Here is a 25,899-nt window from a genome sequence, read left to right on the forward strand (position 1 = left end):
CGCCGCCGACGGCCGACGGCGCCACGCGTGGCTCAGGGGCGGTGGAACGGGTCGGCGTACAGCCGTTCGGGAACCCGCAGCACGAACACCGGCGTACCGGACGCCCAGATGGCCGCGGCGCCGGCGCGGAGGAGGTCGAGCTGCTCGCCGGACTCGGCGACGATCTCGACGTCCGCTCCGTGGACGCGGACGGCGGCACCGTTCACGTCGAACACGCCGTCGGTCACGGTGGGCTCGGGATACGGCTCGTGCAGACCGCGCAGATCACCGAGGATGTAGGTCGGGCGTGAACCTTCCGGCGCGGCGAGGACGTGCTTGGGACGGTCGATGCCGGTCAGCACGAGCGCGGACTCGATGCCGGCGCGGCTGGCGCCCATGATGTCGGTGTCCAGGCGGTCGCCGATGAACAGAGCCTTCGCGGCACCGAAGCGGGCGAGCGCCTCCTCGAAGATCGGGGTCTCTGGCTTGCCCGCCACCGTCGCCAGGCGACCGATCGCGGTGTGCACGGCGGAGACGAGGGTGCCGTTGCCGGGGGCGACGCCGCGCTCGCGCGGGATCGTCCAGTCCGTGTTCGTGGCGATCCAGGGGATGCCGCCCTCGTCCTCAGGGACTTTCAGCGCGAACGCCGCCTCGGCGAGGTCCGTCCAGGCCACCTCGGGCGCGAACCCCTGGACCACGGCCTGCGGAGCGTCCTCGGCGCTGCGCGTCACCGTGTACCCGGCCTTCTGCACCTCGTCGACGAGCCCGTCGCCGCCGACCACGAGGATGGTCGCCGGCGCGGGAACGATCCCGGACAGCAGACGCATCGCGGCCTGCGGGCTCGTGACGACGTCCTGCGGAGCGACGTCGAGCCCGAGACTGGTCAGATGCGCGGCCACGGAGGCGTCCGTGCGCGAAGCGTTGTTGGTGATGTAGCCGAGACGCACCGCCTGCGCCGCGGCGTTCAGGCTCTCGACCGCGTGCGGCAGAGCCCCCGGACCGGCGTAGACGACGCCGTCGAGATCGGCGAGGACGGTGTCCACGCCCTCGAGAGGCGTCCGTCCCGCTCGAGACCTCCGTGCCTTGGGTGTGAAGAGCCCCACTACGCCTCCGGCTTCTCGGATGCGGAGGGCGAGTCGTCCTCCGTCTCGTCGTCCTCGCCGAGCAGTTCGCGCACCTCGTCTTCGATGGACGGCTCGGCGGGCTCGTTCGTGTCGGAGGAGGACGAGTCGTCTCCGGTCTCCGCGTCGAGAGCCTCTTCTTCCTCGGAGTCGGAGTCGGTGACGGTGTCGTCGGCGGAGTACTCCTCCTTGTCGGACACAACATCCTCGACGGAGACAGCGTGCTCGTCGGAGAACTCGTCCTCGACGAGACCGTCCTCGACGTAGAGCTCCTCGTCGCCGGCCTCATCGACACCGAGAGCTTCCGCGGCGACCTCGGCGCGGTGCGCCCAGAACTCCGCCTCGTCCGTGCGTCCGAGATCTTCCAGGACGGCAGCGCGCGCGGCGAAGAGCGCGGGGCTCCACTCGAACGCGCGATCCGGGTTGAGCTCCGGGATCTCGAGCTCCCCGAGGGCCAGCTCCAGGTCACCCTGGTCCAGCCGGGCACCCGACATCGCGATCGCGAGAGCCACGCGCACGGGGGTGGTCAGAGCCGATCGGTCCACGGCGCGGCCGGTCTCGAGGGCGCGGTCGGGACGTCCGATGCCTCGCTCGCTGTCGACCATGAGGGCGATCTGGTCGTCCTTGCCGGAGATCCGGCGATAGGTGCGCAGTTCCCGCAGGGCCAGGGCGAAGTCACCCGTCGCGTAGGCGGTGATGCCCAGGGTCTCCCGGACGATCGCGATGCGCCCTGCACGACGCGACGCTGCGAGTGCGTGCTCGTGCGCCAGAGTCGGGTCCTCGTCGATCAGCCGAGAAGCCATCGCCAGATGCCGAGCGACGAACTCCGCGTTCTCTTTGCTGAGCGTCTTCAGCTCGTTGCGCGCGGAGGGGTGCAGGTCGCGCGCCGTGACATCCTCCGGGACGCGGGGCTCGTCGAACCGCGGACGCTCGCTCGCCGCGTTGGCAGGACGCTCCCGCCCCGCACCGCCGCGCTGCGGGAAGGACCGAGACCGGTCACTCCCCCGCTCCCGGTCGAATCCGCCCTCGCGGCGCGGAGCGCTGTCACGATTGTTGTACCCGCCTTCGCGACGGGGGGCACCACCGTCACGGTTGTACCCGCCCTCACGGCGCGGGGCAGTGTCGCGGTTGTAACCACCTTCACGACGTGGGGCACCACCATCGCGGTTGTACCCGCCCTCGCGACGCGGGGCACCACCATCACGGTTGTACCCACCCTCACGACGCGGAGCGCTGTCGCGGTTGTAGCCGCCTTCGCGACGCGGGGCGCTGTCACGGTTGTTGTAACCGCCTTCGCGACGAGGGGCACCACCATCGCGGTTGTAGCCGCCCTCGCGACGGGGCGCACCATCACGGTTGTTGTAACCGCCTTCGCGACGCGGGGCACCATCACGGTTGTTGTAACCGCCCTCGCGACGGGGCGCACCATCACGGTTGTAGCCGCCCTCGCGACGAGGCGCACCATCACGGTTGTTGTAACCGCCTTCACGACGCGGGGCACCACCATCACGGTTGTAACCGCCCTCGCGACGCGGGGCACCACCATCACGGCTGTAACCACCTTCACGACGCGGGGCACCACCATCACGGCTGTAGCCACCCTCACGACGCGGGGCACCACCATCACGGCTGTAACCGCCCTCACGACGCGGGGCACCACCATCACGGCTGTAGCCACCCTCACGACGCGGGGCACCACCATCACGGCTGTAGCCACCCTCACGACGCGGGGCACCACCATCACGGCTGTAGCCACCCTCACGACGCGGGGCACCACCATCACGGCTGTAACCGCCCTCACGACGCGGGGCACCACCATCACGGCTGTAGCCACCCTCACGACGCGGGGCACCACCATCACGGCTGTAGCCACCCTCACGACGCGGGGCACCACCATCACGGTTGTAACCGCCCTCACGACGCGGGGCACCACCATCACGGCTGTAGCCACCCTCACGACGCGGGGCACCACCATCACGGCTGTAGCCACCCTCACGACGCGGGGCACCACCATCACGGCTGTAGCCACCCTCCCGCCGAGGGCCTCGGTCGCCGGAGTCGGCACGAGAACCGCCGTCGCGGTACACAGGGCGACCTCCGGAAGGACGTTCGTTGCGCTGGTTCCCGTCGTTGCGACGTGGACGGCGCTCTTCCTCTTCCGGCATGGTGCTCCCTGTTCTCTGTTCTCTTCGCTCGTAAACGCAAAATGGCCACCCAACGATGGGTGGCCATTTCGACTAAAAGGAGTCCGGCGGTGTCCTACTCTCCCACAGGGTCCCCCCTGCAGTACCATCGGCGCTGTGAGGCTTAGCTTCCGGGTTCGGAATGTGACCGGGCGTTTCCCTCACGCTATGGCCGCCGAAACACTATTGATGTTTCAATCAAACCTAAAGCAATGATGAATCATTGTTGAAGGTAGTTCTCGACCGTACATCGAGAACCACTCAGTGGACGCAAGCACCAACAAACGGTGTGTTATCAAGTCATCGGCTTATTAGTACCAGTCAGCTGCACACGTTACCGTGCTTCCACATCTGGCCTATCAACCCAGTAGTCTGGCTGGGAGCCTCTCACCCGAAGGTATGGAAGTCTCATCTTGAGGCCGGCTTCCCGCTTAGATGCTTTCAGCGGTTATCCATCCCGAACGTAGCTAATCAGCGGTGCTCCTGGCGGAACAACTGACACACCAGAGGTTCGTCCAACCCGGTCCTCTCGTACTAGGGTCAGATCCTCTCAAACTTCCTACGCGCGCAGCGGATAGGGACCGAACTGTCTCACGACGTTCTAAACCCAGCTCGCGTACCGCTTTAATGGGCGAACAGCCCAACCCTTGGGACCTACTCCAGCCCCAGGATGCGACGAGCCGACATCGAGGTGCCAAACCATGCCGTCGATATGGACTCTTGGGCAAGATCAGCCTGTTATCCCCGAGGTACCTTTTATCCGTTGAGCGACAGCGCTTCCACAAGCCACTGCCGGATCACTAGTCCCGACTTTCGTCCCTGCTCGACCTGTCAGTCTCACAGTCAAGCTCCCTTGTGCACTTACACTCGCCACCTGATTGCCAACCAGGTTGAGGGAACCTTTGGGCGCCTCCGTTACTTTTTGGGAGGCAACCGCCCCAGTTAAACTACCCACCAGGCACTGTCCCTGAACCGGATTACGGTTCGAAGTTAGATATCCAGAGTGACCAGAGTGGTATTTCAACAATGACTCCACGGTAACTGGCGTCACCGCTTCAAAGTCTCCCACCTATCCTACACAAGCCACACCGAACACCAATACCAAGCTGTAGTAAAGGTCACGGGGTCTTTCCGTCCTGCTGCGCGTAACGAGCATCTTTACTCGTAATGCAATTTCGCCGAGTTCGCGGTTGAGACAGTTGGGAAGTCGTTACGCCATTCGTGCAGGTCGGAACTTACCCGACAAGGAATTTCGCTACCTTAGGATGGTTATAGTTACCACCGCCGTTTACTGGGGCTTAAATTCTCAGCTTCGCCTTGCGGCTAACCGGTCCTCTTAACCTTCCAGCACCGGGCAGGCGTCAGTCCGTATACATCGTCTTGCGACTTGGCACGGACCTGTGTTTTTAGTAAACAGTCGCTACCCACTAGTCTCTGCGGCCTCCAAACGCTTTCGGAGCAAGTCCTAATACGTCGAAGGCCCCCTTCTCCCGAAGTTACGGGGGCATTTTGCCGAGTTCCTTTAACCACGATTCTCTCGATCTCCTTGGTATTCTCTACCTGACCACCTGAGTCGGTTTGGGGTACGGGCGGCTAGAACCTCGCGTCGATGCTTTTCTCGGCAGCATAGGATCATCCACTTTTTATCCGCATCGTGTCTCAGCCTGTATGAGTCGCGGATTTGCCTACGACTCGGCCTACGCACTTGCACCAGGACAACCATCGCCTGGCTTGGACTACCTTCCTGCGTCACACCTGTTAATACGCTAACCGCACCAGCATGGGGTCACGTGCTCCCCTCCACGGTGTCACCCGAAGGTGACGATGTGAAGGCTCGGACGTTTAGCACCACTGGATTAGCTTGGGCGGTTCTTCGCCGGTACGGGAATATCAACCCGTTGTCCATCGACTACGCCTGTCGGCCTCGCCTTAGGTCCCGACTTACCCAGGGAAGATTAGCTTGACCCTGGAACCCTTGGTCTTTCGGAGGACGTGTTTCTCACACGTCATTCGCTACTCATGCCTGCATTCTCACTCGTGTAGCCTCCACGGCTGGTTTCCACCGCCGCTTCGCTGGCCACACGACGCTCTCCTACCCATCAACACGGCTGGACCACGAAGGCCTACCAATAATGTCAATGCCACAACTTCGGTGGCGTGCTTGAGCCCCGTTACATTGTCGGCGCGGAATCACTTGACCAGTGAGCTATTACGCACTCTTTCAAGGGTGGCTGCTTCTAAGCCAACCTCCTGGTTGTCAGAGCAACTCCACATCCTTTCCCACTTAGCACGCGCTTTGGGACCTTAGTTGGTGGTCTGGGTTGTTTCCCTCTCGACTATGAAGCTTATCCCCCACAGTCTCACTGCTGCGCTCTCACTTACCGGCATTCGGAGTTTGGCTGACGTCAGTAACCTTGTAGGGCCCATCGGCCATCCAGTAGCTCTACCTCCGGCAAGAAACACGCAACGCTGCACCTAAATGCATTTCGGAGAGAACCAGCTATCACGAAGTTTGATTGGCCTTTCACCCCTATCCACAGCTCATCCCCTCAGTTTTCAACCTAAGTGGGTTCGGTCCTCCACGACGTCTTACCGTCGCTTCAACCTGGCCATGGATAGATCACTTCGCTTCGGGTCTAGGACATGCGACTGAATCGCCCTATTCAGACTCGCTTTCGCTACGGCTACCCCACACGGGTTAACCTCGCCACATATCGCTAACTCGCAGGCTCATTCTTCAAAAGGCACGCTGTCACACCTACCAGGGTGCTCCAACGGTTTGTAAGCAAACGGTTTCAGGTACTATTTCACTCCCCTCCCGGGGTACTTTTCACCTTTCCCTCACGGTACTTGTCCGCTATCGGTCATCTGGGAGTATTTAGGCTTATCAGGTGGTCCTGACAGATTCACACGGGATTTCACGGGCCCCGTGCTACTTGGGATACTCTCCACGCCAGAACACGCATTTCGACTACGGGGTTGGCACCCTCTATGACCGGCCTTTCAAGACCGTTCGTCTATACGCTTCTGTAACGTCGCCAGCTCGGCAGAACTGACTGGTGAGTCCCACAACCCCGAATATGCAACTCCTGCCGGATATCACACACACTCGGTTTAGCCTGATCCGGTTTCGCTCGCCACTACTAACGGAATCGCGGTTGCTTTCTCTTCCTGTGGGTACTGAGATGTTTCACTTCCCCACGTTCCCTCTACCCGCCCTATATATTCAGGCGGGAGTCACTAGGTCGGCACGCCGCCCAGCGGGGTTTCCCCATTCGGACACCCTCGGATCAAAACTTGCTTATCAGTTCCCCGAGGCTTATCGCAGATTGCTACGTCCTTCTTCGGCTCCAGATGCCAAGGCATCCACCGTTTGCTCTTAAAGACTTGAAATCACATGAGTTTGAATCAAAAACTCGACCCCATCCGAAGATGGAATCAGAAATTGACTAATGATCTTTAAGATCATCTTGTGCAACCAGCTCGAAAGCCGGCTGCAAGATGCTCGCGTCCACTGTGTAGTTCTCAAAGTACGGGCGGAACCCCCATCCACCTGCCCCCACAGGGACAAACAGAAAGAGGTCCAGAGGTTCAGACCAGACCCCGAAGGATCCGCATCCGGTCCCTCAGGACCCAACAGCGTGCAGGCACCGGTCCCCTCACCCAGAACCTTCCAACCACCGAAGCGGCGTACTAGTCCCGAGATCAGATCTCGATGCCATGTCAAATGTTCCACCCATGAGCTCCCAGCGAAGAACGTATGCCTTCGATCTGGGTTCTGGACGCCGAAGCGTCAGATGCTCCTTAGAAAGGAGGTGATCCAGCCGCACCTTCCGGTACGGCTACCTTGTTACGACTTAGTCCTAATTACCGATCCCACCTTCGACGGCTCCCTCCACAAGGGTTAGGCCACCGGCTTCAGGTGTTACCGACTTTCATGACTTGACGGGCGGTGTGTACAAGACCCGGGAACGTATTCACCGCAGCGTTGCTGATCTGCGATTACTAGCGACTCCGACTTCATGAGGTCGAGTTGCAGACCTCAATCCGAACTGGGACCGGCTTTTTGGGATTCGCTCCACCTCACGGTATTGCAGCCCTTTGTACCGGCCATTGTAGCATGCGTGAAGCCCAAGACATAAGGGGCATGATGATTTGACGTCATCCCCACCTTCCTCCGAGTTGACCCCGGCAGTATCCCATGAGTTCCCACCATTACGTGCTGGCAACATAGAACGAGGGTTGCGCTCGTTGCGGGACTTAACCAACATCTCACGACACGAGCTGACGACAACCATGCACCACCTGTTTACGAGTGTCCAAAGAGTTGACCATTTCTGGCCCGTTCTCGTATATGTCAAGCCTTGGTAAGGTTCTTCGCGTTGCATCGAATTAATCCGCATGCTCCGCCGCTTGTGCGGGTCCCCGTCAATTCCTTTGAGTTTTAGCCTTGCGGCCGTACTCCCCAGGCGGGGAACTTAATGCGTTAGCTGCGTCACGGAATCCGTGGAATGGACCCCACAACTAGTTCCCAACGTTTACGGGGTGGACTACCAGGGTATCTAAGCCTGTTTGCTCCCCACCCTTTCGCTCCTCAGCGTCAGTTACGGCCCAGAGATCTGCCTTCGCCATCGGTGTTCCTCCTGATATCTGCGCATTCCACCGCTACACCAGGAATTCCAATCTCCCCTACCGCACTCTAGTCTGCCCGTACCCACTGCAGGCCCGAGGTTGAGCCTCGGGATTTCACAGCAGACGCGACAAACCGCCTACGAGCTCTTTACGCCCAATAATTCCGGATAACGCTTGCGCCCTACGTATTACCGCGGCTGCTGGCACGTAGTTAGCCGGCGCTTTTTCTGCAGGTACCGTCACTTTCGCTTCTTCCCTGCTAAAAGAGGTTTACAACCCGAAGGCCGTCATCCCTCACGCGGCGTTGCTGCATCAGGCTTTCGCCCATTGTGCAATATTCCCCACTGCTGCCTCCGTAGGAGTCTGGGCCGTGTCTCAGTCCCAGTGTGGCCGGTCACCCTCTCAGGCCGGCTACCCGTCGACGCCTTGGTGAGCCATTACCTCACCAACAAGCTGATAGGCCGCGAGCCCATCCCCAACCGAAAAATCTTTCCAAACGCAGACCATGCGGTCACGTCACATATCCAGTATTAGACGCCGTTTCCAGCGCTTATCCCAGAGTCAGGGGCAGGTTGCTCACGTGTTACTCACCCGTTCGCCACTGATCCCACAGAGCAAGCTCCGTGTTCACCGTTCGACTTGCATGTGTTAAGCACGCCGCCAGCGTTCATCCTGAGCCAGGATCAAACTCTCCGTAAAAAGAAATTGCATACGAACCGGGGAAAAACCGGAACGCAGCGAGTTTGATGCTGACCAAAGAGATAAATCATTGCTGACTATCCGTTGCCAACCCCACAAGGAGGTTGGTCTTTGATCCAAAGGAATTCTCACCCAGCCGAAGCTAGACGAGGATAATTTGGCATTTGACAAGTGCACGCTGTTGAGTTCTCAAGGATCGGATGCTCCCACGACCCAGCCATCACGACCAGGCCCGCAGGGCAACTTCTCTATCTTAGCCATCCCGACCCGCTTGTCAAATCGGCGCGCCGTGCGGATCTCGGATCAGCTGCGCAGCCTGTGACAGCCGCAGAAGGGGTGGATCTCCCATCCTAGACGCAAGCGTCTGATCTCTCAAGTGAGAGAGGATTGGGAGTGGTTCTCCGCTTGAGGGGGGTGAAGCTCTGGGCTTCTCCGCTTCCCTGTGGGGCGAACAAGTAATAAGTTACGTGGATTCCGGGGGTCTGGCAAATCGGGCGCACTCCCCCGGGCGTGTCGCAGGCCCTCATGCGCCTGATTCCCCCGGATCAGCCAGGGTTTCCGGCCACTTCGCGGCCGGGAGTAGCATCTCGCCATGGTCTCCGGTCGTCCCACCTCCGCCGCTGAGCTGCTCGCCCGCGTCGTGACCGAGGCGGGCGGGGACGCGTCGCCGGCCCCGGCGGACCCGGCCCTCCGTGCCCTCGGGGGCGTCCCGCTCTCTTCGCGCACGGCGACCGGCGATCTCGCTCTCGTCAGCGTCGCAGCAGTGGCCCTCGCCGCGGGTATCGATCTCACGCGCGTCGACCCCGTCCGCGTCGCCGTCGCCTACCGGAGCGACAGGTATCTGGAGGTGGGCGGCACTCCCCCTCCCGTGTGGGCGCCCCTCTCCGGGTTCTGGGCGAGCGCGGACGGATGGGTCCGGACACACGGCAACTACCCGCACCACGCCCGCGCGCTTCGCACCGCGCTGGACCTGGACGACAGGGCAGGAGCGGAGGCCGTGGCCCGCACGCTGGAGACGCTGCACACCGCGGAGGCCGTCCGCCGGATCTCCGAAGCCGGAGGTCTCGCCGTGGCCGTCCGCCCTGAGGACCGCGCGGCCGATGAGGCTCTGCGGCGGACGCCCGTCGTGGACGTCGCGATCACGGAGGCGATCGGCCGACGACGGGGGAAGGACCGACGTCTCCCGTCGCCCGGTGCGGCGGGGCAGGCTCCCCTCGCCGGCGTCCGCGTCCTCGACCTCACGCGGGTGATCGCCGGTCCGGTGTGCACCCGGACCCTCGCGCTCCTCGGCGCGGACGTGCTCCGCATCGACCCGCCGCACCTCCCCGAGCTTCCGTGGCAGCATCTCGACACCGGTCACGGCAAGCGCACCGCGCTGCTCGATGCCCGAGGCGCTGCGCTGCACGACCTCCTGGAGACCGCGGATGCCGTCGTGCTCGGCTATCGTCCTGCGGCCCTGGAGCGCCTGGGCCTCTCCCCCGACGCGCTCGCCGCACGGTATCCGGGCCTGCTCGTCGCCCAGCTCAGCGCCTGGGGCACGTCTCACCCCGAGCGCGCCGGCTTCGACAGCCTGGTCCAGGCGGAGAGCGGCATCGCACTGATCGAGGGCGACGGCGGTCGGCCGGGCGCTCTTCCGGCTCAGGCATTGGACCACAGCGCCGGCTACCTCCTCGCCGCCGCCCTCACGCAACTGCTCCGCCACCGCGACGGGCACTCGCGAGTCGTGCGGACCTCCTTGCGTCGGATCGCCGCCGAGTTGCTCGGGATGCCGCGGACGCCCCGCGCGTCGGCGCTCCCCGAGGTGGACGCATCCGGCCACCTGGCCCGCTTCGACGTCGACGGGGAAACGATCGTGACGGCCGCCCCGGCACTCCCCGGCCTGGCGTTCGATGCCCCGCACGGGTGGGGCACGGACGCGCCGCACTGGTGAGGCGCGGGATCAGACCGCAGCGCGCGGCCGCCGCACCGCCAGTACGACGCAGAGGACCAGGGTCAGCACGCCCCACACCGCGCAGGCGGGCGGCAGCACCCGATATGCGAGATGCTGCACCGTGAACTCGGCGGACAGCGGACCGAACGCGAGCAGACCGCCGACCCACGCGATCACGAGGATCACCGGCAGCGAGAGCCACCACGCGACCCGCACGAACGTCGGAAGGACTCGGCGCGCGTCCGCTCGAGGCGTCGCGCGGCGCAGCCGCAGTGCAGCCCAGATCGCCAGGCCCAGCAGGCCGAGGGCACTCGAGCCGTACTGGAGCCACTTGTAGCCGTCGAAGGGACCCCAGGAGTCCGCGAGCGCGGGCAGCAGATCCACGCCCCACCGCGAGTCGTGCGTGAACGCATCCCAGAGGATGTGCGAGAGCACGCCCAGCATCGTCGAGAACACGAGCAGGAACGGATACAGCGGTCGCCAGCCCGCGTACCGCGGGCGGTCATCGCGACTCAGCGCCTCGATCGCCGCCCGGTATCCGGTCGCCCCCCAGCCGGCGGGCAGCCGCACGGACACCCATCCCGGCAGCAGCTCCAGGGTCGCCGGGCGCAGCAGGACGCGCCAGAGGAGGAACAGCCCGAGAGCGAGCAGCGTCGTCCACACGAGGTTGACCGGATCGTGCAGGAAGCCGTAGTTGAGGCCGACGTTGCGCAGGAACAGCGAGATGTCCGGCGTCATCGCTCCGATCGCGATCGCCGCGGGGACGAGCGGCGTGCGCACGAACGGCAGCGCGACGATCGCGTGGCTCGGAGTGAACGGCATACGAGGCCGGGGTCAGCCCAGGAAGACGCCGGCGAGGGTCTTCTTCCCGCGACGCAGCACCGAGACACCGCCGGGCAGGGTGCCCTGCACGGTCGCGGAGTCGTCCTCCACCCGCTCCCCATCGAGGGAGACGCCGCCCTGCGCGATGGCGCGGCGCGCCTCCGACAGGCTCGACACGAGACCGGTGGCGACGAGGGCGTCGACGACCGGAGTTCCGGCTGCGACCGTCGCATGCGGAAGCTCGTCGAGCGCCGTGCGCAAGGTCGCCGGGTCGAGAGTCGTCAGGTCGCCCTGCCCGAACAGCGCCTCGGACGCCGCGATCACGGCCGCCGTCGCCTCGACGCCGTGCACCGTCGCGACGACCTCGAGCGCGAGGCGCTTCTGGGCGGCACGGCGGAACGGCTCGGTCGCCACGAGCTCCGCGTACTCCTCGATCTCGGCCCTGGTCAGGAACGTGAACACCTTGAGGCGCTCGATCACGTCGGCATCGGCCGTGCTGAGCCAGAACTGGTAGAACGCGTACGGGCTCGTGAGCTCCGCGTCGATCCAGATCGCGTTGCCCTCGCTCTTGCCGAACTTGGTGCCGTCGCTGTTGGTGATCAGCGGGGTGCCGATCGCGTGGACGGACGCCCCTTCGACCCGGTGGATGAGGTCGGTGCCGCTGGTGAGGTTGCCCCACTGATCGGAGCCGCCCGTCTGCAGCACGCAGTCGTACTGCCGGTAGAGCTCGAGGAAGTCGAGCCCCTGGAGGATCTGGTAGCTGAACTCGGTGTAGCTGATGCCGGCGTCGGAGTTCAGGCGCGCGGCCACCGCGTCCTTCTTCAGCATGGTGCCGACGCGGTAGTGCTTGCCGATCTCGCGGAGGAAGTCGATCGCGGAGAGCGGCGCCGTCCAGTCGAGGTTGTTCACCATGCGGGCGGCGTTCTCGCCCTCGAAGCTGAGGTAGCGCTCGACCTGCCCGCGCAGGCGATCGACCCATTCCGCGACGGTCTCGCGGGTGTTGAGCGTGCGCTCCGCGGTGGGCCGCGGGTCGCCGATCAGACCGGTGGACCCACCGACGAGACCGAGCGGCTTGTGCCCGGCGAGCTGGAGGCGGCGGAGCAGGAGCAGCTGGACGAGGTGCCCGAGGTGCAGGCTGGGCGCCGTCGGGTCGAAGCCGCAGTAATACGTGACGGGATCTCCCGCGAGCAGGGCGCGCAGCGCCTCCTGGTCGGTGGACACGTGGACGAGGCCACGCCACACGATCTCGTCCCACACGTTCTCGAACGTGGGGTCGATCGCCTGCGGCGCGGTCGTCAGAGCGGGAGTTGACACGCGCTCCAGGCTAGCAGCGGACGACCGCCCCGCTGCGTCGCGCGGAGGGGTGTCAGCTGTGCGCGGCCCACCACACGAGGAACGCGGCGCCGAGGCCGATGACCCAGCTCACGAGGCTGCCGACGAGGAAGTACTCCGCGCGGGCCCCGGTCTCCCCGTCGCGGGAGATCTCCGGGAAGCGGACGATGCCCTTGGCGGCGAGCATGGCCGCGAGCACGGGGTACGCCACGGCCAGGGTGAGGATCATCACGAGGACGCGTTCGAGCGGGCCGATGAGCCGCCCGCCCTTGAAGCCGTGGCGCGGATCGGCGGGGATCACGGCGGACACCGCAGGGGCATCGGCCGCAGGCTGGTCGGTCGGTGCGGATGCGATGACCGGAGGCACCGGCTCCGCCACCTCCGCGGGGCGCCAGGTGTGCTCGCCGTCCAGAGCCGCGCGGACGACGAGGTTGGCGGATTCGAGCAGGAAGACACCGGCGCCGAGAGCGAGCACAGCCAGATCGAACGGCACCTCGCCGAACGGCGAGCGGAGCGTCCAGAGCTCGCCGATGAGACCGGCGGCATTCCTCGATCCGCCCCAGACCACGGCGCCGATGCTGAGGGCCGCCAGCGCGACGGCCGGCCAGAACCCGGCACGGGACGGCCCCTCGTCCGGCATGCTCCAGGCCCACAGCGCTCCGGCACCGAGTCCGAGGAGGGCCGGCAGCAGCGCGTCCCCGCCGATGCCGAGGAGGAGGACCACAGCCGCGGCCACGACGTAGCCGATCCACCGCCGAGGCACGAACTGGCGGACGAGGTCGGTCGCGCCGACGGCCAGGAGGACGAAGCCCGCGAGGATCATGCGGTCTCCCCCCGGAGCGCGGCCACACCCTCGATGACAGCGGCGGCTCCCGCGCTCCGCAGCGATTTGGACACGCTCGGCTGCGAGATGCCCTCCTGGGCGGCGAGCTCCTGCTGGGACCGGCCGACCAGGCGCCCGTACGTGAGGTGGCGCTCGCGCGTGCTCATCGCCCCGACGAGCTCGTCGCGCGCGAGGACATACGCGTTGGACGCGGCGATCACGGTCTCCATGACCTCATCCTGGCCCGGGGCTCCGACAATCCAGGTGCGCGTGCGCGGCACGGCGCGCTGTTCGCGGGCGTGCACGGTCTCGATCGCGGCGCGCGCCGCATACCACCCGGGGCCGTCGGCCAGCTCACCGTGCACCGACGCCACCGGTCGGACCTCGCCGATGCCGACGCCGAAGCGGAACGCGAGGCCCTCAGGGAGCCGGAGCTGGACCATGAGGAGGGAGAGGAGCGCGTCGGGAAGCTCGCGGTAGACGCCCTGCTGCTCGTCCCCTACCGTGGGCGTGAGCGGCTGGACCGCCAGCGGACGGTCGCGTTCGACCTGCGCGATGGTCTCGTCGAGGGCACGCTGTGCGGCGCTCCGGTCCCCGAGCTCTCGGGAACCCACGATGTCGGCGATCACGGCGATGACCATGGGATAACCGTAACACGAATATCCGAGGTTTATGCCTCATATGGCTATAGATAGGAAATATGCCTGATTCACGCATCATCGACTGGACCGACGGCACCTGGACCCACGCCCCCGCGCTGACGCGCATCGACGGGCATCTCGACGCCACCGCGATCGAGGGCAGCGATGCCTGGCGTCACACCGCGTACGGCTTCGTGCACGACTCCGAGCATGCACTGCTCGCCCCGCTGGAGGTCGGTGAAGCGATCGAGGTCGCCTTCCGCGCGCCGTGGGAGGGGCAGTTCGACCAGGCGGGCCTCTTCGTCCGCGCCGATGACGAGCACTGGATCAAGGCGGGAGTCGAGTTCGCCGACGGCCACCTCGGCCTGGGCGCCGTCGTGACCGCCGGCCGCTCGGACTGGTCGGTCGGCTACGTCGACGACTGGCGCGAGAGCGAGATCACCGTCCGGGTCAGCCGCTGGGCGGACGCGATGATCGTGCGGGCCCGCGCGGACGACGGACCGTGGCGACTCGTCAGGGTGGCTCCCTTCGCCGGTGACACGGCCGTCTCCGCAGGACCGTTCCTCGCAGCACCCACCCGGGCGGGCCTGACCGTCCGGTTCACCCGGTGGGAGCGCTCGGCCGCCGACGGCGACCTGCACTGAGGCGCGGTCGCCGCCGGAACGACTACAGGCCGAGCGCGTGCGCGGCGGCCTGCGCGCGGGCGACGAGCTCCGCGCGCTGCTCGGCCACCCGCTCGGGCGCGGTGCCGCCGACGCCCGTGCGCGACGCGACGGATCCCTCGATCGTGAGCACCTCGCGCACCGCGGGGACGAGGTGGGGCGACACCGACCGCAGCAGCTCGTCGGAGGCGTCCTCCAGCCCGATCCCCTGTTCCTCGCAGGCGCGCACGAGTGCTCCGGAGATCTCGTGGGCATCGCGGAACGGCACCCGCCGCTTCACCAGCCACTCGGCGACGTCGGTCGCCAGCGAGAACCCCTGGGGGGCGAGCTCGGCCATGCGCTCCGTGTGGAAGCGCAGCGTCGCGACCATCCCCGCGAACGCCGGCAGCACGACCTCGAGCGTCTGCACGGAGTCGAAGACCGGCTCCTTGTCCTCCTGCAGATCGCGGTTGTAGGCGAGCGGCAGGCCCTTGAGCGTCGCCAGCAGGCCGGACAGGTTGCCGATGAGACGCCCGGACTTGCCGCGCGCGAGCTCGGCGATGTCCGGGTTCTTCTTCTGCGGCATGATGCTGGATCCGGTGGAGTAGCCGTCGTCGAGGGTGACGAAGCCGAACTCGCGGGTGTTCCAGAGGATGATCTCCTCGGAGAGTCGGGAGAGGTCGACGCCCGTCATCGCCGCGATGAACGCGAACTCCGCGACGACGTCCCGCGCGGCCGTCCCGTCGAGGGAGTTCTCCGCCGGCCGGTCGAGACCGAGCTCCGTCGCCACGAGGGCGGGGTCGAGGCCCAGCGTCGATCCCGCCAGCGCTCCCCCGCCGTACGGCGAGACACCGGCACGCCGGCGCCAGTCGACGAGACGTTCGAGCTCGCGCACCAGCGGCCACGCGTGAGCCTGGAGGTGATGGGCGAGCAGCACCGGCTGCGCGTGCTGGAGGTGCGTGCGTCCGGGCAGGATCGCGTCGGGGTGTGCCTCGGCCTGCGCCACGAGCGCATCGATCACGCGCAGCAGGTCACGGGCGATCACCCGGGCGTGATCGATCAGGTACATCCGCACGAGAGTGGCGATCTGGTCGTTCCGGCTGCGTCCGGCGCGGAGGCGTCCGCCCAGCTCCGGACCGAGCTCGCCGATCAGCGCCTGCTCGAGCGCACCGTGCACGTCCTCGTCGGTGGGCAGCGGCTGCAGGGTGCCGTCGGCGACCTTGCGCGCTACGGCGTCGAGGCCCTCGTGCATGCGGGCGGCCTCATCCGGTTCGAGGTACCCCGCCGCGGCCAGCGCCGTGGCATGCGCGTGGGAACCCGCGATGTCGTACGGCGCGAGGATCCAGTCGAAGTGCGTCGAACGGCTCAGCTCGACGAGCTCCGGCGACGGACCGGTGGCGAACCGCGCGCCCCAGAGCGCGCCCTCGTTGGTGCCTTCGTGCGAGCCGGCCATCACGCGTCCTTCTTCCCGAGGAGCCAGACCAGCAGGGCCTTCTGGGCGTGCAGACGGTTCTCCGCCTCGTCCCAGACCACGCTCTGCGGACCGTCGATGACGGCGGAGTCGACCTCGTAGCCGCGGTCGGCGGGGAGGCAGTGGATGAAGATCGCGTCGTCGTGCGCGAGCTCCATCGTCTCCGGCGTGACCTTGTAGCCGCCGAGGTCGCGGATCCGCGCGAGCTTCTCCTCCTCCTTGCCCATCGATACCCAGGTGTCGGTGACGACGACGTCAGCGCCCGCGGCCGCCTCGACCGGATCGGTGAAGAGCGTGATCGATCCGCCGGTCTCCCCGGCGCGGCGGTCGGCCGCTTCGATCACGTCGGCGCGCGGCGCGTAATCCTCCGGAGAGGCGATGCGCACGTGCATGCCCGCCGTGACGCCGGCGAGCGCGTAGGAGTGCGCCATGTTGCTCTGGCCGTCGCCGAAGAACGTCAGCGTGAGGCCCTTCAGATCGCCCTTGTGCTCGCGGATCGTCAGCAGGTCGGCGAGGAGCTGGCACGGGTGGAAGTCGTCGGACAGTGCGTTGACCACGGGGACCCGGGTGCCGGCGGCCATCTCCTCCAGGCCCGATTGCGCGTACGTGCGCCACACGATCGCGGCGACCTGGCGCTCGAGGACGCGCGCCGTGTCGGACGGCGTCTCCTTCCCGCCGAGCTGGCTGCTCGCGGTGGAGATGATGAGCGGGGTGCCGCCGAGGTCGGCGATGCCCACGGCGAACGAGACGCGCGTCCGGGTGGACGACTTGTCGAAGATCACGGCGACGGTCTGCGGGCCGGCGAGGCTCTTGTCCGCCCAGCGGTCCTTCTTGAGCTCGAGGGCGAGATCGAGGATCTCCGCCTGCTCGGCGGGCGTCAGATCGTCGTCGCGCAGCAGGTGGCGGGTCATGCGGGGACCTTTCCAGTGGCGGAGGAGTGGACGTCGGAGAGAGCGGCGGTGAACAGCTCGCGGAACTCCGCCAGCTCCGCGTCGCCGATGGTGAGTGCCGGCGCGACGCGCACGGTCTCGGGGTTGGCGGCGTTGACGATGAGACCGCGGTCCTGGGCGGCGGCGACCACCGCACCCGCCACGGGCTGGGTGAGCGCGACGCCGACGAGGAGTCCGCGGCCGCGGACGCCCTCGATCAGCGGGGAGTCGATGCCCAGGATGATCTCCCGCAGCTCGGCTCCGCGGCGCGCGGCGTTGTCGACGAGGTCGGCGCGCTCGATCTCGGCCAGCACCGCGTCCGCCACGGCCGTCGCGAGCGGGTTCCCGCCGAAGGTGGAGCCGTGCGAGCCGGGCGTGAACAGGGCACTCGCGGCGCCGTAGGTGACGAGGGCGCCGATCGGGAACCCGCCGCCGATGCCCTTCGCGAGCGTGATGGCGTCGGGCGTGATGCCCTCGTGGCTGAACCCGAACCAGGCGCCGGTCCGTCCTGCCCCTGTCTGGATCTCGTCGACGATGAGCAGGGCTCCGTGTGCGAGGGTCAGCGAGCGCGCGGCGGCGAGGTAGCCCTCGGGGAGCTCGACGACGCCGGCCTCACCCTGGATCGGCTCCACGATGACGGCGGCGACCCGGTCATCCATCGCGGCCTCCAGCGCGTCGATCGTGGCCGGGATGTGCTCGACCCCTCCGGGCATCGGAGCGAACGGCGCGCGCATGGACTCCTTGGCCGTGAGCGCGAGCGAGCCCATCGTGCGGCCGTGGAAGCCGTTCTCCAGCGCCAGGATTCGGGGACGCTCCGCGCCGCCGTGCAGACGGGCGAGCTTGAACGCGGCCTCGTTGGCCTCGGCACCCGAGTTCGAGAAGAAGACCCGACCGTCGATCCCCGCGCCGGCGAGGCGCTTGAGCCGGGCCGCGAGCGCGAGCTGCGGCGGGGTCGCGAAGTAGTTGGAGACGTGCGCGAGGGTGGCGGCCTGCCGCGACACCGCATCGACGAACACCGGGTGCGCGTGCCCGAGGGAGGTCACCGCGATGCCGGCGAGGAAGTCGAGGTAGCGTCGGTCTTCGGCGTCCCACAGGTACGAGCCCTCGCCGCGGGTCAGCAGCGCGAGGCGCTCCCCCGCGTTGAGCACGAGATCACGTGCCGCGTCGTCCTGCCAGACGGTCATGCCGTCGCCCCTTTCTCTCCCAGGACCACTTCGGTCCCGATTCCCTTGCTGGTGAACAGTTCGACGAGCACCGAGTGCGGGACCCGTCCGTCGATGATCGCGGCCGCGTCGACGCCACCCTCGACCGCATCGAGGCATGCGCGCATCTTCGGGATCATGCCCGACTCCAGGCGCGGCAGCATCTCCACGAGCGCGCCCGACGTCAGATGCGACACGAGCGAGTCCCGGTTGGGCCAGTCGGCGTACAGCCCCGGCACGTCGGTGAGGATGACGAGCTTGCGCGCACCGAGGGCCACGGCGAGCGCAGCAGCCGCGGCATCCGCGTTGACGTTGAGCGACTGCCCCGGGTGGTCGAGGTCGGGCGCGATGCTCGACACGACCGGGATCCGCCCTGCGGCGAGATGATCGAGCACCGGCGTCGGGTCGACCTGGACCACGTCGCCCACGCGGCCGAGGTCCACCTCCTCGCCGTCGATCAAGACACCGCGGCGGCGGCCGCCGAAGAGCCCGGCGTCCTCACCGCTGAGGCCGGTGGCGATGGGGCCGTGCGAGTTGATCTTCGACACGAGCTGCGGGTTCACCTGGCCCGTGAGCACCATCCGCACGACGCCGATGGCCTCGGTGTTGGTGACGCGATACCCGCCCTTGAACTCGCTGGGGATCTCCAGCCGCTGGAGCATGTCGGAGATCTGCGGCCCACCGCCGTGCACGACCACCGGCTGCACGCCGACGTAGCGGAGGTACGCGATGTCCTGGGCGAAGGCCTCCTGCAGCTCGTCCGAGACCATCGCGTTGCCGCCGTACTTGACGACGACGATCTGGTCGCGGAACTTCCTCAGCCACGGCAGCGACTCGATGAGGGTGGTCGCCTTCTGGGCCGCGATGTCCGGCGTGGTGTCCTGGATGTCGGTCATGAGGCGTAGGCGCTGTTCTCGTGCACGTAGTCGTGGGTGAGGTCGTTCGTGAGGACCGTGGCGGTGGCCTCCCCGACCTTGAGGTCGATCATCAGGTGCGTCGCTCGCGGCGTCAGGTCGACCTCCTCGCGCGGGCGGTCCGGGCCACCGGCGGTGCACACGCGGACGCCGTTCATCCACACGTCGACGTCGTACGGGTCGAACTGCGCGGCCGTGGTGCCGATCGCCGCGAGCACGCGTCCCCAGTTCGGGTCGTTGCCGAAGATGGCGGCCTTGAACAGGTTGTTGCGGGCCACCGAGCGGCCGACCTCGACGGCATCCTGCTCGGAGACGGCGTGCTGCACCTCGATCGTGATGTCGTGGCTCGCGCCCTCCGCGTCGCCCTGCAGCTTGACCGCGAGCTCCTGGCAGAGCGTGGTGAGCGCCTCGGCGAAGTCGTCGAGATCGGGGGCGACCTCGGAGGCGCCGTTGGCGAGCAGCGTCACCTGGTCGTTGGTCGACATGCAGCCGTCCGAGTCGAGGCGGTCGAACGTGCGTCCCGTCGCCCGACGCAGCGCCTCGTCGGCCTGGAGCGGTTCGAGCACGGCGTCGGTGGTGAGCACCACGAGCATCGTCGCCAGACCCGGGGCGAGCATGCCCGCGCCCTTCGCCATGCCGCCGATTGTCCAGCCGTCGCGGGTCACCACAGCGGTCTTCGCAACCGTGTCCGTGGTCATGATGGCGTGCGCGGCGCTCTCCCCGCCGTCCGAGCTCAGCTCGGTGATCGCCTGCGCGGTGCCGGCGAGGACCTTCTCGCGGAAGACCTCGTCGCCCGTCCCGATGAGCCCCGTGGAGCAGACGAGCACGTCGCCCGCGCTGATGCCGAGCAGCTCGGCCGCCTTCTCCGCGGTCTGGTGGGTCGTCTGGAACCCGAAGCTGCCGGTGAAGCAGTTCGCCCCGCCGGAGTTGAGGACGACGGCCTCGACCACGCGGTCCGCGACGGCCTGCTGGGACCAGATGATGGGGTTGGCCTTGGCGCGGTTGCTCGTGAAGACGGCGGCCCCGACCTTCCGGGGGCCGCGGTTGACGACGACGGCGACATCGGGCTTGCCGGTGGACTTGAGTCCGGCGGCGACTCCGGCCGCCTCGAATCCTGCGGGGGCGGTGACGCTCACGGGGCGACTCCGTTCACTGAGAGGGCGCGGGTCTCGGGAAGCCCCAGCGCGATGTTCATGGACTGGACGGCAGCTCCGGCGGTGCCCTTGACGAGGTTGTCGACGGCGGTGACCACCGTCACGCGGTTCGCGGCGCGGTCGATCGCGAGGCCGACGAAGGCCGTGTTCGCCCCGAGAACATCAGCGGTGCGGGGGAAGGTGCCCTCCGGGAGCAGCTGCACGAAGGTCTCGTCGCCGTAGGCGCTCTCCCACGCCTGGCGGATCTCGGCGTCGCTCACCCCTTCGACGATCGGCGCCGTGGAGGTCGCCAGGATGCCGCGCGACATCGGGACGAGGACCGGGGTGAACGAGATCCGGATGTCCTGGGTCCCTGAGCCTGTCGAAGGGCCTGAGCCTGTCGAAGGGCCTGAGCCTGTCGAAGGGCGGGCGGCGGCGAGCGCCTGTCGGATCTCCGGGATGTGGCGGTGCGTGCCGCCCACCGCATACGGGTTGGCGGAGCCGAGGATCTCGGAGGCGAGGAGGTTCGTCTTCAGGCTCTTGCCCGCCCCGGACGGGCCGACGGCCAGGACGGAGACGATGTCGCCCGGGTCGATCACGCCGGCCGCGACACCGGGGGCCAGGCTGAGGCTCACCGTGGAGGCGTTGCAGCCGGGTGCGGCGATCCGGGTCGCGCCGCGGAGCGCCTCGCGCTGCTTGCCCCCTCCGACGAGGAGCTCGGGCACGCCGTACGTCCAGGGCTCGTGGAACGCCCCGCCGTAGAAGGCGTCCCACTCCGTCGAGGAGGTGAGTCGGTGGTCGGCCCCGGCGTCGATCACGAGCGGGGTGTCGCCGAGGGCGTCCGTGTACTGTCCGGACTGGCCGTGCGGGAGGGCGAGGAACACGATGTCGTGTCCGGCGAGGATCTCCGGCGTGGTGTCCTGCAGCGTGAGGTGGGCGAGCGAGCGGAGGTGCGGCTGATGGGCGACGAGGGGCTGTCCGGCGTTCGAGTGCGCCGTGACGGTGCGGATCTCGACGTCGGGATGTGCGGCCAGGAGGCGCAGGATCTCGCCGCCTGCGTAGCCGGAGGCGCCGGAGACGGCGACGGAATACGTCATGCTTCTACCTTAACGGTCGGGTCCTCGACGATCTCGGGACCGGGGGCGGGGCCGGAGGCGGCGACACCGGCACTCGACCGCCGCGCGGACGCAGGCAGAAGGGCGGGGTCGCCTAGAATCGGCGGCCGCGACGTCGGCGCACGGCGATGACGCTCGGGACGAGCGTCGAAGGAGCGGTGGCGACCGAAGGCATGCGGCGACGATAGCGCGAGCGCGTCCGGCACCGCAAATCCCGGGCGTCACACGACAGCGCGCGCGACCGGTGCGGCGAAGAAGGCGCGTTCGTGTGCGCTCGAGGTGAGGAAGGCGCGCCGCATCCGTTCCCGGCCGATGTCGTCGGTCCTCGCGGCCGCAGCGGCGACATGCGCGACGGCCTGCCGCGTGCCCTCCGCGAAGGCCGGATCCGCGTAGGTCGCGAGCCACGACGCGTAGGGATGCCGGGGGTCGCGGGGCGCCGCGCCGAACGCTCCGGCATGGAGTCGCTCCCCCAGGTCGGTGTAGAGCCAGAAGCACGGCAGCACGGCCGCGATCAGTGCGGCGTAGTCGCCGCCGAACGCGACCGAGCGCAGGTGGTCGAGGTAGGCGATCGTCGCCGGGGCGGGCTCGGTGGCGAAGGTGGCGCCGCTCACGCCGGTCTCCGGTGTCAGCCACGACGCGTGCAGCTCCAGCTCGCCGCGGATCGCGCCGTGCGCTGCCTCGGCCCAGAACGCCTGCTCGTCCGGGGTCGGGGCGAGGCGCGACGCCTCCGCGAGCACCCTGGCGTACTCGCGAAGGTACAGGGCGTCCTGCGCGAGGTAGAAGACGAAGGCATCGCGGTCGAGCGTCCCGTCGGCGAGCGCACGCACAAAGGGCAGCGCATCGATGTCGCGGCGGATCGCGGCAGTCTCATCCCACCAGGCCACGGCCACCTCCTCCGGCGTCGACCGGGTCTCGACCCCGCCGCGTGCCCAGAGTCCCGCGAAGGGATGGATCGGGCCGTGTCCTCGCCCGATCTCCAGGTCGTCCGCCGCGCGGAGGGACTCCCGCAACCAGGCGCGCGCGGCGCGGACCGCGGTCGCGGGATCGTCGCCCCGCGCCAGTCGTGTGGCCAGAGCCGCGGACAGCGAGCAGCCGGTGCCGTGGGTGTTCTCCGTCATGATGCGCGCCCCGGGGAACTCCACGTGCGTACCGGCTGCCGTGTCGATCAGGGCGTCCGGTGCCTCGTCCCCGGGCAGATGCCCACCCTTCACCAGCACCGCGGTCCCCGTATCGGCCGACAGCTCCTGCGCCGCGGCGAGCGCGTCCGCCCAGCCCGCCACCTCGCGCCCCGCGAGGACGGCGAGTTCGGCGAGGTTCGGGGTGACCACGGTCGCCAGGGAGAGCAGGCCCCGCAGCTCGCGCTCTGCGTCGGGATCGAGCAGTCGGTCTCCCGAGGTGGCGATCATGACGGGGTCCAGCACGACGATCGGGGGCTGCGTCGTCCGGAGCCAGGCGGCGACCGTGCGGATCACCTCCCCGTCCGCGAGCATGCCGATCTTCACGGCGTCGATGCGGATGTCGTCGGCGACAGCGTCGAGCTGCGCCCGCAGGAACTCCGCGGGAGGGACATGCACGGCGCGGACGCCCTGCGTGTTCTGCGCGGTCAGGGCTGTGAGGGCTGCCATGCCGTAGCCCCCGTTCGCGGCGATCGCCTTGAGATCGGCCTGGATGCCCGCACCTCCGGACGGATCGCTGCCGGCGATGCTGAGCACGTGCGGCACCGCCCGTGCGAACCAGTGTCGCCGGAAGGCCGCGGCGGCGGCCCGGGGGTCCTCTGCCGCGCACAGCGCCGAGACCACCGCGATGCCGGACGCGCCGGCCTCACGCAACGCCGCCGCGTCCTCCAGGTCCACCCCACCGATCGCGACGCACGGCAGCGGACTGCGCGCCACGAATGCGGCGAAGCCGTCGATGCCGAGCGGCGCCGGATGGTCGGGCTTCGTGCGCGTGGGGCGGATGACGCCGACCCCGAGGTAGTCCACCGTGCCCGGCGGCAGGGCGGCGACCTCGTCGAGGTGCGCGGAGGTGTTCGCCGTGAGCCCGATCAACGCCTCCGGGCCGAGAAGCTCGCGCGCGCGGAGCACCGAGGCATCCGCCTGGCCGAGGTGCACCCCGTCCACCCTGGCACCGCGACGACGGGCCTCGACGGCCGCATCGAGGCGATCGTTCACAACGAGCAGCGCGCGACCGTCGATGGCCGCGGACAGGGCGAGGAGCTGCACGACGGTCTCCTCGTCCGTCGCCTCCTTGTCGCGCAGCTGCACGATGCGGACGCCGCCGGCGACGGCCTCTCGCACGGTCGCGACCACCCCGCGTGCGCCGCACAGCGCCCGATCGGTGACGAGGTACAGGGACAGGTCGACGGTCATCGGGCCTCCTCCTCGACGCGGGCGCGGGCGCGGAGGTCCGCCGGAGTCACGGCGGACAGGGCGTCGAGCAGTGCGACGGCGAAGCTGCCCGGTCCGCGGGAGATCTCCGCTGCCTGCTCGGCTGCGACCGTGTAGACGAGGGTCGCCGCGGCCACCGCCGTCAGCGCATCTGTCGCGGAGCCACGGGCCACCCCGAGGAACGCCGCCATCACCGCGCCCAGGGCACACCCGCCGCCGGTCACCCGTGTGAGGAGCTCATGCCCGTTGGCGATGCGGATCACCCGCTCCCCGTCGGTGAGGAGGTCGACCGGGCCCGAGACGGCGACCAGGGAACCGTACCGGTGGGCGAGCTCGCGGGCCGCCGCAGCAGCCGCCTCGGTCCCGTCCGTCGCGTCGACACCGCGGCCGCCACTGCTGTGTCCGGCCAGCGCGAGGATCTCCGACGCGTTGCCGCGGATGGCGGTGGGGCGCAGCGCGGCGAGCTCGTGCGCGAGCGCCGTCCGCACCGGGAGGGTGCCGATCGCAACGGGATCGAGTACCCACGGCGTGCCGGCGGCGAGCGCTCCCGCCACGGCCTCCCTGCTCGCCGCCCGCTGCTCCGGGGTCGGCGTCCCGAGGTTGATGAGAAGCCCCGAGGCGGCAGCGGCGAACGGCTCGGCCTCGCCGACGATGTCGACCATGGCCGGCGCCGCCCCGAGCGCCAGCAGCACGTTGGCGGTGAACCCCGTCACGACGGCGTTCGTGATGCAGTGCGTCAACGGCGGCGTGGCCCGGACCTCCTTCCGCAGCCTTCCCGCCGTGACGGCGAGGTCGAGGACGGATTGCGGACGCACAGGATCGCTCATCGGCGACATCCCTTCGCTAGTACGAACTAGATCAGGTTCGACGGGTGTGATCTCAGCCGCGGATGCGGCACCCCGTGTCACTGCCTCGCAGTCTAGCGAGCGAGGGCGTCGAGCAGCGCCCGCTCCTCCGTCCGCGTGAGTCCGGCGCGGCGCTCCCGGTCCACGCCCCGTTCGCGCTCGTCCGCTACGACATGCTCCACCGTCTCGTCGAGGGGGCGGAGCGGGCCCCCGCTGCGCCGGTACCGCGCATTCGAGCGGGTCATGAATCCGCGCATCTCGGGCGGCAGCCACAGCGGCAGCGAGCGCGGCCCCGCCCAGTACGCAACGCCTTCGGCGACGAGGCGCTCCTCCGTGCCGACGACGACCGGCCCAGCGTGCCCCGCGGCCGCGCGCACCGTCCGGAGCACGTCCTCCAGGTCGCGCACGTCGCCGATCGCGTTCACGGCACCGGTGACGGTGGCGGACACGACGAACGCAGCGACGTCCTCGACGTCGATGACCTGCGTCGTGCGCCCTTCGAGCGGGGGAAGCAGCACCGGTTCATCCAGGGCACGGAGGAACGCCGCCGCCCAGTAGCCGAAGCGATCGCTCGGGTCACCGTCGCCGACGATGAGGCCGGGCCGGACGAGGAGTGCGCGATCGCCGACGCCCGCCTGCACGGCATCCTCCGCCGCGACCTTCTGTCGCGCGTAGTCGTCGTCCTCACCGGCCTGCGCCGCCGGGTGCCGCGATGCCGACTCGTCGGTCCCGACCGTCTCGTCGTCGCGGTACACCGACATCGACGAGATGTACGTCCACCGAGCGGCACGGTCGCCAAGCGCACGGACCGCCCCGGAGACATGATCGGCGCGGGAGGAGACGTCGACGACGTGGTCCCAGTCCGTGCGCGACACCACGTCGTAGGCGGCCTCCTCATCGCGGTCCGCGAGAACGAGGGTCGCTCCCGGCGGTGCCGGCCGACCGCCGCGGGCCAGGCAGGTCACCGTCGCTCCCGCCCCGAGTGCGTGCGCGGCGATGCGCCCCGACAGCCATCCGGTTCCCCCGAGGATCAGCACATCCGTCATGTGCCCATGTCATCAGGATCGACGACTCGGGGGAAGGGCCTCCGCTCAGAGCGG

At 68.1% G+C, this 25,899-nt stretch carries 17 protein-coding genes, 3 rRNA genes and 1 riboswitch; of the genes, 2 read left to right on the forward strand and 18 right to left on the reverse strand.

All coding sequences use genetic code 11. From position 1 onward, the window contains the following. Positions 1 to 32 precede the first annotated feature (32 nt). From MICNX66_RS10640 to MICNX66_RS10660, 5 genes are all read right to left on the reverse strand, one after another. Positions 33 to 1,082: an HAD-IIA family hydrolase gene (locus MICNX66_RS10640; protein WP_187661856.1), complete on the reverse strand. Its 1,050-nt coding sequence runs from the start codon at positions 1,080 to 1,082 to the stop codon at positions 33 to 35. Beyond that, the gene (locus MICNX66_RS10645) at positions 1,082 to 1,903 is read right to left on the reverse strand and encodes a hypothetical protein (RefSeq protein WP_187661857.1); all 822 of its coding nucleotides are present in this window, start codon (positions 1,901 to 1,903) and stop codon (positions 1,082 to 1,084) included. The genes MICNX66_RS10640 and MICNX66_RS10645 overlap by 1 nt, the downstream gene beginning before the upstream one ends. A 1,443-nt stretch (positions 1,904 to 3,346) precedes the next feature. After that, positions 3,347 to 3,463 (reverse strand): 5S ribosomal RNA (gene rrf / locus MICNX66_RS10650). Positions 3,464 to 3,574: 111 nt separating this feature from the next. After that, positions 3,575 to 6,676 (reverse strand): 23S ribosomal RNA (locus tag MICNX66_RS10655). Between the two features lie 415 nt (positions 6,677 to 7,091). Next, positions 7,092 to 8,614 (reverse strand): 16S ribosomal RNA (locus tag MICNX66_RS10660). The 16S, 23S and 5S rRNA genes sit together here, the layout of an rRNA operon. 592 nt (positions 8,615 to 9,206) lie before the next feature. Between MICNX66_RS10660 and MICNX66_RS10665 the strand changes: the two genes are divergently transcribed. Then, entirely contained in the window at positions 9,207 to 10,544 is a 1,338-nt protein-coding gene (locus MICNX66_RS10665) for a CoA transferase (RefSeq protein ID WP_187661858.1), read from the forward strand. A 9-nt stretch (positions 10,545 to 10,553) separates the two neighbouring features. Here the strand turns inward: MICNX66_RS10665 and MICNX66_RS10670 are convergent, their stop codons facing one another. Genes MICNX66_RS10670 through MICNX66_RS10685 form a run of 4 tightly spaced genes read right to left on the reverse strand, consistent with a single transcriptional unit; the run spans position 10,554 to position 14,162 of the window. Next, positions 10,554 to 11,366, reverse strand: a complete 813-nt coding sequence (locus MICNX66_RS10670; RefSeq protein ID WP_187661859.1) for a DUF4184 family protein — start codon at positions 11,364 to 11,366, stop codon at positions 10,554 to 10,556. 12 nt (positions 11,367 to 11,378) lie between these two features. Further along, the gene (gene tyrS / locus MICNX66_RS10675) at positions 11,379 to 12,680 is read right to left on the reverse strand and encodes a tyrosine--tRNA ligase (protein ID WP_187661860.1); all 1,302 of its coding nucleotides are present in this window, start codon (positions 12,678 to 12,680) and stop codon (positions 11,379 to 11,381) included. A gap of 52 nt (positions 12,681 to 12,732) precedes the next feature. Next, on the reverse strand, positions 12,733 to 13,521 hold the full coding sequence (locus tag MICNX66_RS10680) for a hypothetical protein (RefSeq protein WP_187661861.1): 789 nt from the start codon (positions 13,519 to 13,521) through the stop codon (positions 12,733 to 12,735). Beyond that, complete coding sequence (locus MICNX66_RS10685) at positions 13,518 to 14,162, reverse strand: SatD family protein (protein WP_187661862.1); 645 nt, start codon at positions 14,160 to 14,162, stop codon at positions 13,518 to 13,520. Before MICNX66_RS10685 ends, MICNX66_RS10680 begins: the two co-directional genes overlap by 4 nt. Before the next feature lie 59 nt (positions 14,163 to 14,221). Here MICNX66_RS10685 and MICNX66_RS10690 point away from each other — a divergent pair, with 59 nt between their 5' ends. Beyond that, the gene (locus MICNX66_RS10690) at positions 14,222 to 14,806 is read left to right on the forward strand and encodes a DUF1349 domain-containing protein (protein WP_187661863.1); all 585 of its coding nucleotides are present in this window, start codon (positions 14,222 to 14,224) and stop codon (positions 14,804 to 14,806) included. 22 nt (positions 14,807 to 14,828) lie between these two features. Here MICNX66_RS10690 and argH read toward each other — a convergent pair whose 3' ends face one another. The 9 genes from argH to MICNX66_RS10735 all read right to left on the reverse strand — a co-directional run bounded on the left by argH (position 14,829) and on the right by MICNX66_RS10735 (position 25,845). Beyond that, complete coding sequence (gene argH / locus MICNX66_RS10695) at positions 14,829 to 16,256, reverse strand: argininosuccinate lyase (protein WP_187661864.1); 1,428 nt, start codon at positions 16,254 to 16,256, stop codon at positions 14,829 to 14,831. Continuing rightward, complete coding sequence (argF, locus tag MICNX66_RS10700) at positions 16,256 to 17,185, reverse strand: ornithine carbamoyltransferase (protein WP_187661865.1); 930 nt, start codon at positions 17,183 to 17,185, stop codon at positions 16,256 to 16,258. Before argF ends, argH begins: the two co-directional genes overlap by 1 nt. Continuing rightward, positions 17,182 to 18,387, reverse strand: coding sequence for an acetylornithine transaminase (locus tag MICNX66_RS10705; RefSeq protein WP_187661866.1), 1,206 nt, complete (start codon positions 18,385 to 18,387; stop codon positions 17,182 to 17,184). Before MICNX66_RS10705 ends, argF begins: the two co-directional genes overlap by 4 nt. Continuing rightward, positions 18,384 to 19,301 (reverse strand): acetylglutamate kinase, encoded by a 918-nt coding sequence (gene argB, locus MICNX66_RS10710; protein WP_187661867.1) that lies wholly within the window; start codon positions 19,299 to 19,301, stop codon positions 18,384 to 18,386. Before argB ends, MICNX66_RS10705 begins: the two co-directional genes overlap by 4 nt. After that, on the reverse strand, positions 19,298 to 20,455 hold the full coding sequence (gene argJ, locus MICNX66_RS10715; RefSeq protein ID WP_187661868.1) for a bifunctional glutamate N-acetyltransferase/amino-acid acetyltransferase ArgJ: 1,158 nt from the start codon (positions 20,453 to 20,455) through the stop codon (positions 19,298 to 19,300). The genes argB and argJ overlap by 4 nt, the downstream gene beginning before the upstream one ends. Next, entirely contained in the window at positions 20,452 to 21,549 is a 1,098-nt protein-coding gene (gene argC / locus MICNX66_RS10720) for an N-acetyl-gamma-glutamyl-phosphate reductase (RefSeq protein ID WP_187661869.1), read from the reverse strand. The genes argJ and argC overlap by 4 nt, the downstream gene beginning before the upstream one ends. 239 nt (positions 21,550 to 21,788) lie before the next feature. Further along, on the reverse strand, positions 21,789 to 23,936 hold the full coding sequence (locus tag MICNX66_RS10725; protein WP_187661870.1) for a bifunctional hydroxymethylpyrimidine kinase/phosphomethylpyrimidine kinase: 2,148 nt from the start codon (positions 23,934 to 23,936) through the stop codon (positions 21,789 to 21,791). Next, on the reverse strand, positions 23,933 to 24,781 hold the full coding sequence (thiM, locus tag MICNX66_RS10730) for a hydroxyethylthiazole kinase (protein WP_187661871.1): 849 nt from the start codon (positions 24,779 to 24,781) through the stop codon (positions 23,933 to 23,935). The genes MICNX66_RS10725 and thiM overlap by 4 nt, the downstream gene beginning before the upstream one ends. Then, positions 24,773 to 24,866, reverse strand: a riboswitch (TPP riboswitch). Its footprint overlaps the gene before it by 9 nt. 7 nt (positions 24,867 to 24,873) lie before the next feature. Continuing rightward, positions 24,874 to 25,845: an NAD-dependent epimerase/dehydratase family protein gene (locus MICNX66_RS10735; RefSeq protein ID WP_187661872.1), complete on the reverse strand. Its 972-nt coding sequence runs from the start codon at positions 25,843 to 25,845 to the stop codon at positions 24,874 to 24,876. Positions 25,846 to 25,899: the final 54 nt, after the last annotated feature.

It is taken from the genome of Microbacterium sp. Nx66 (genome assembly GCF_904066215.1).
Taxonomy (GTDB): Bacteria; Actinomycetota; Actinomycetes; order Actinomycetales; family Microbacteriaceae; genus Microbacterium; species Microbacterium meiriae.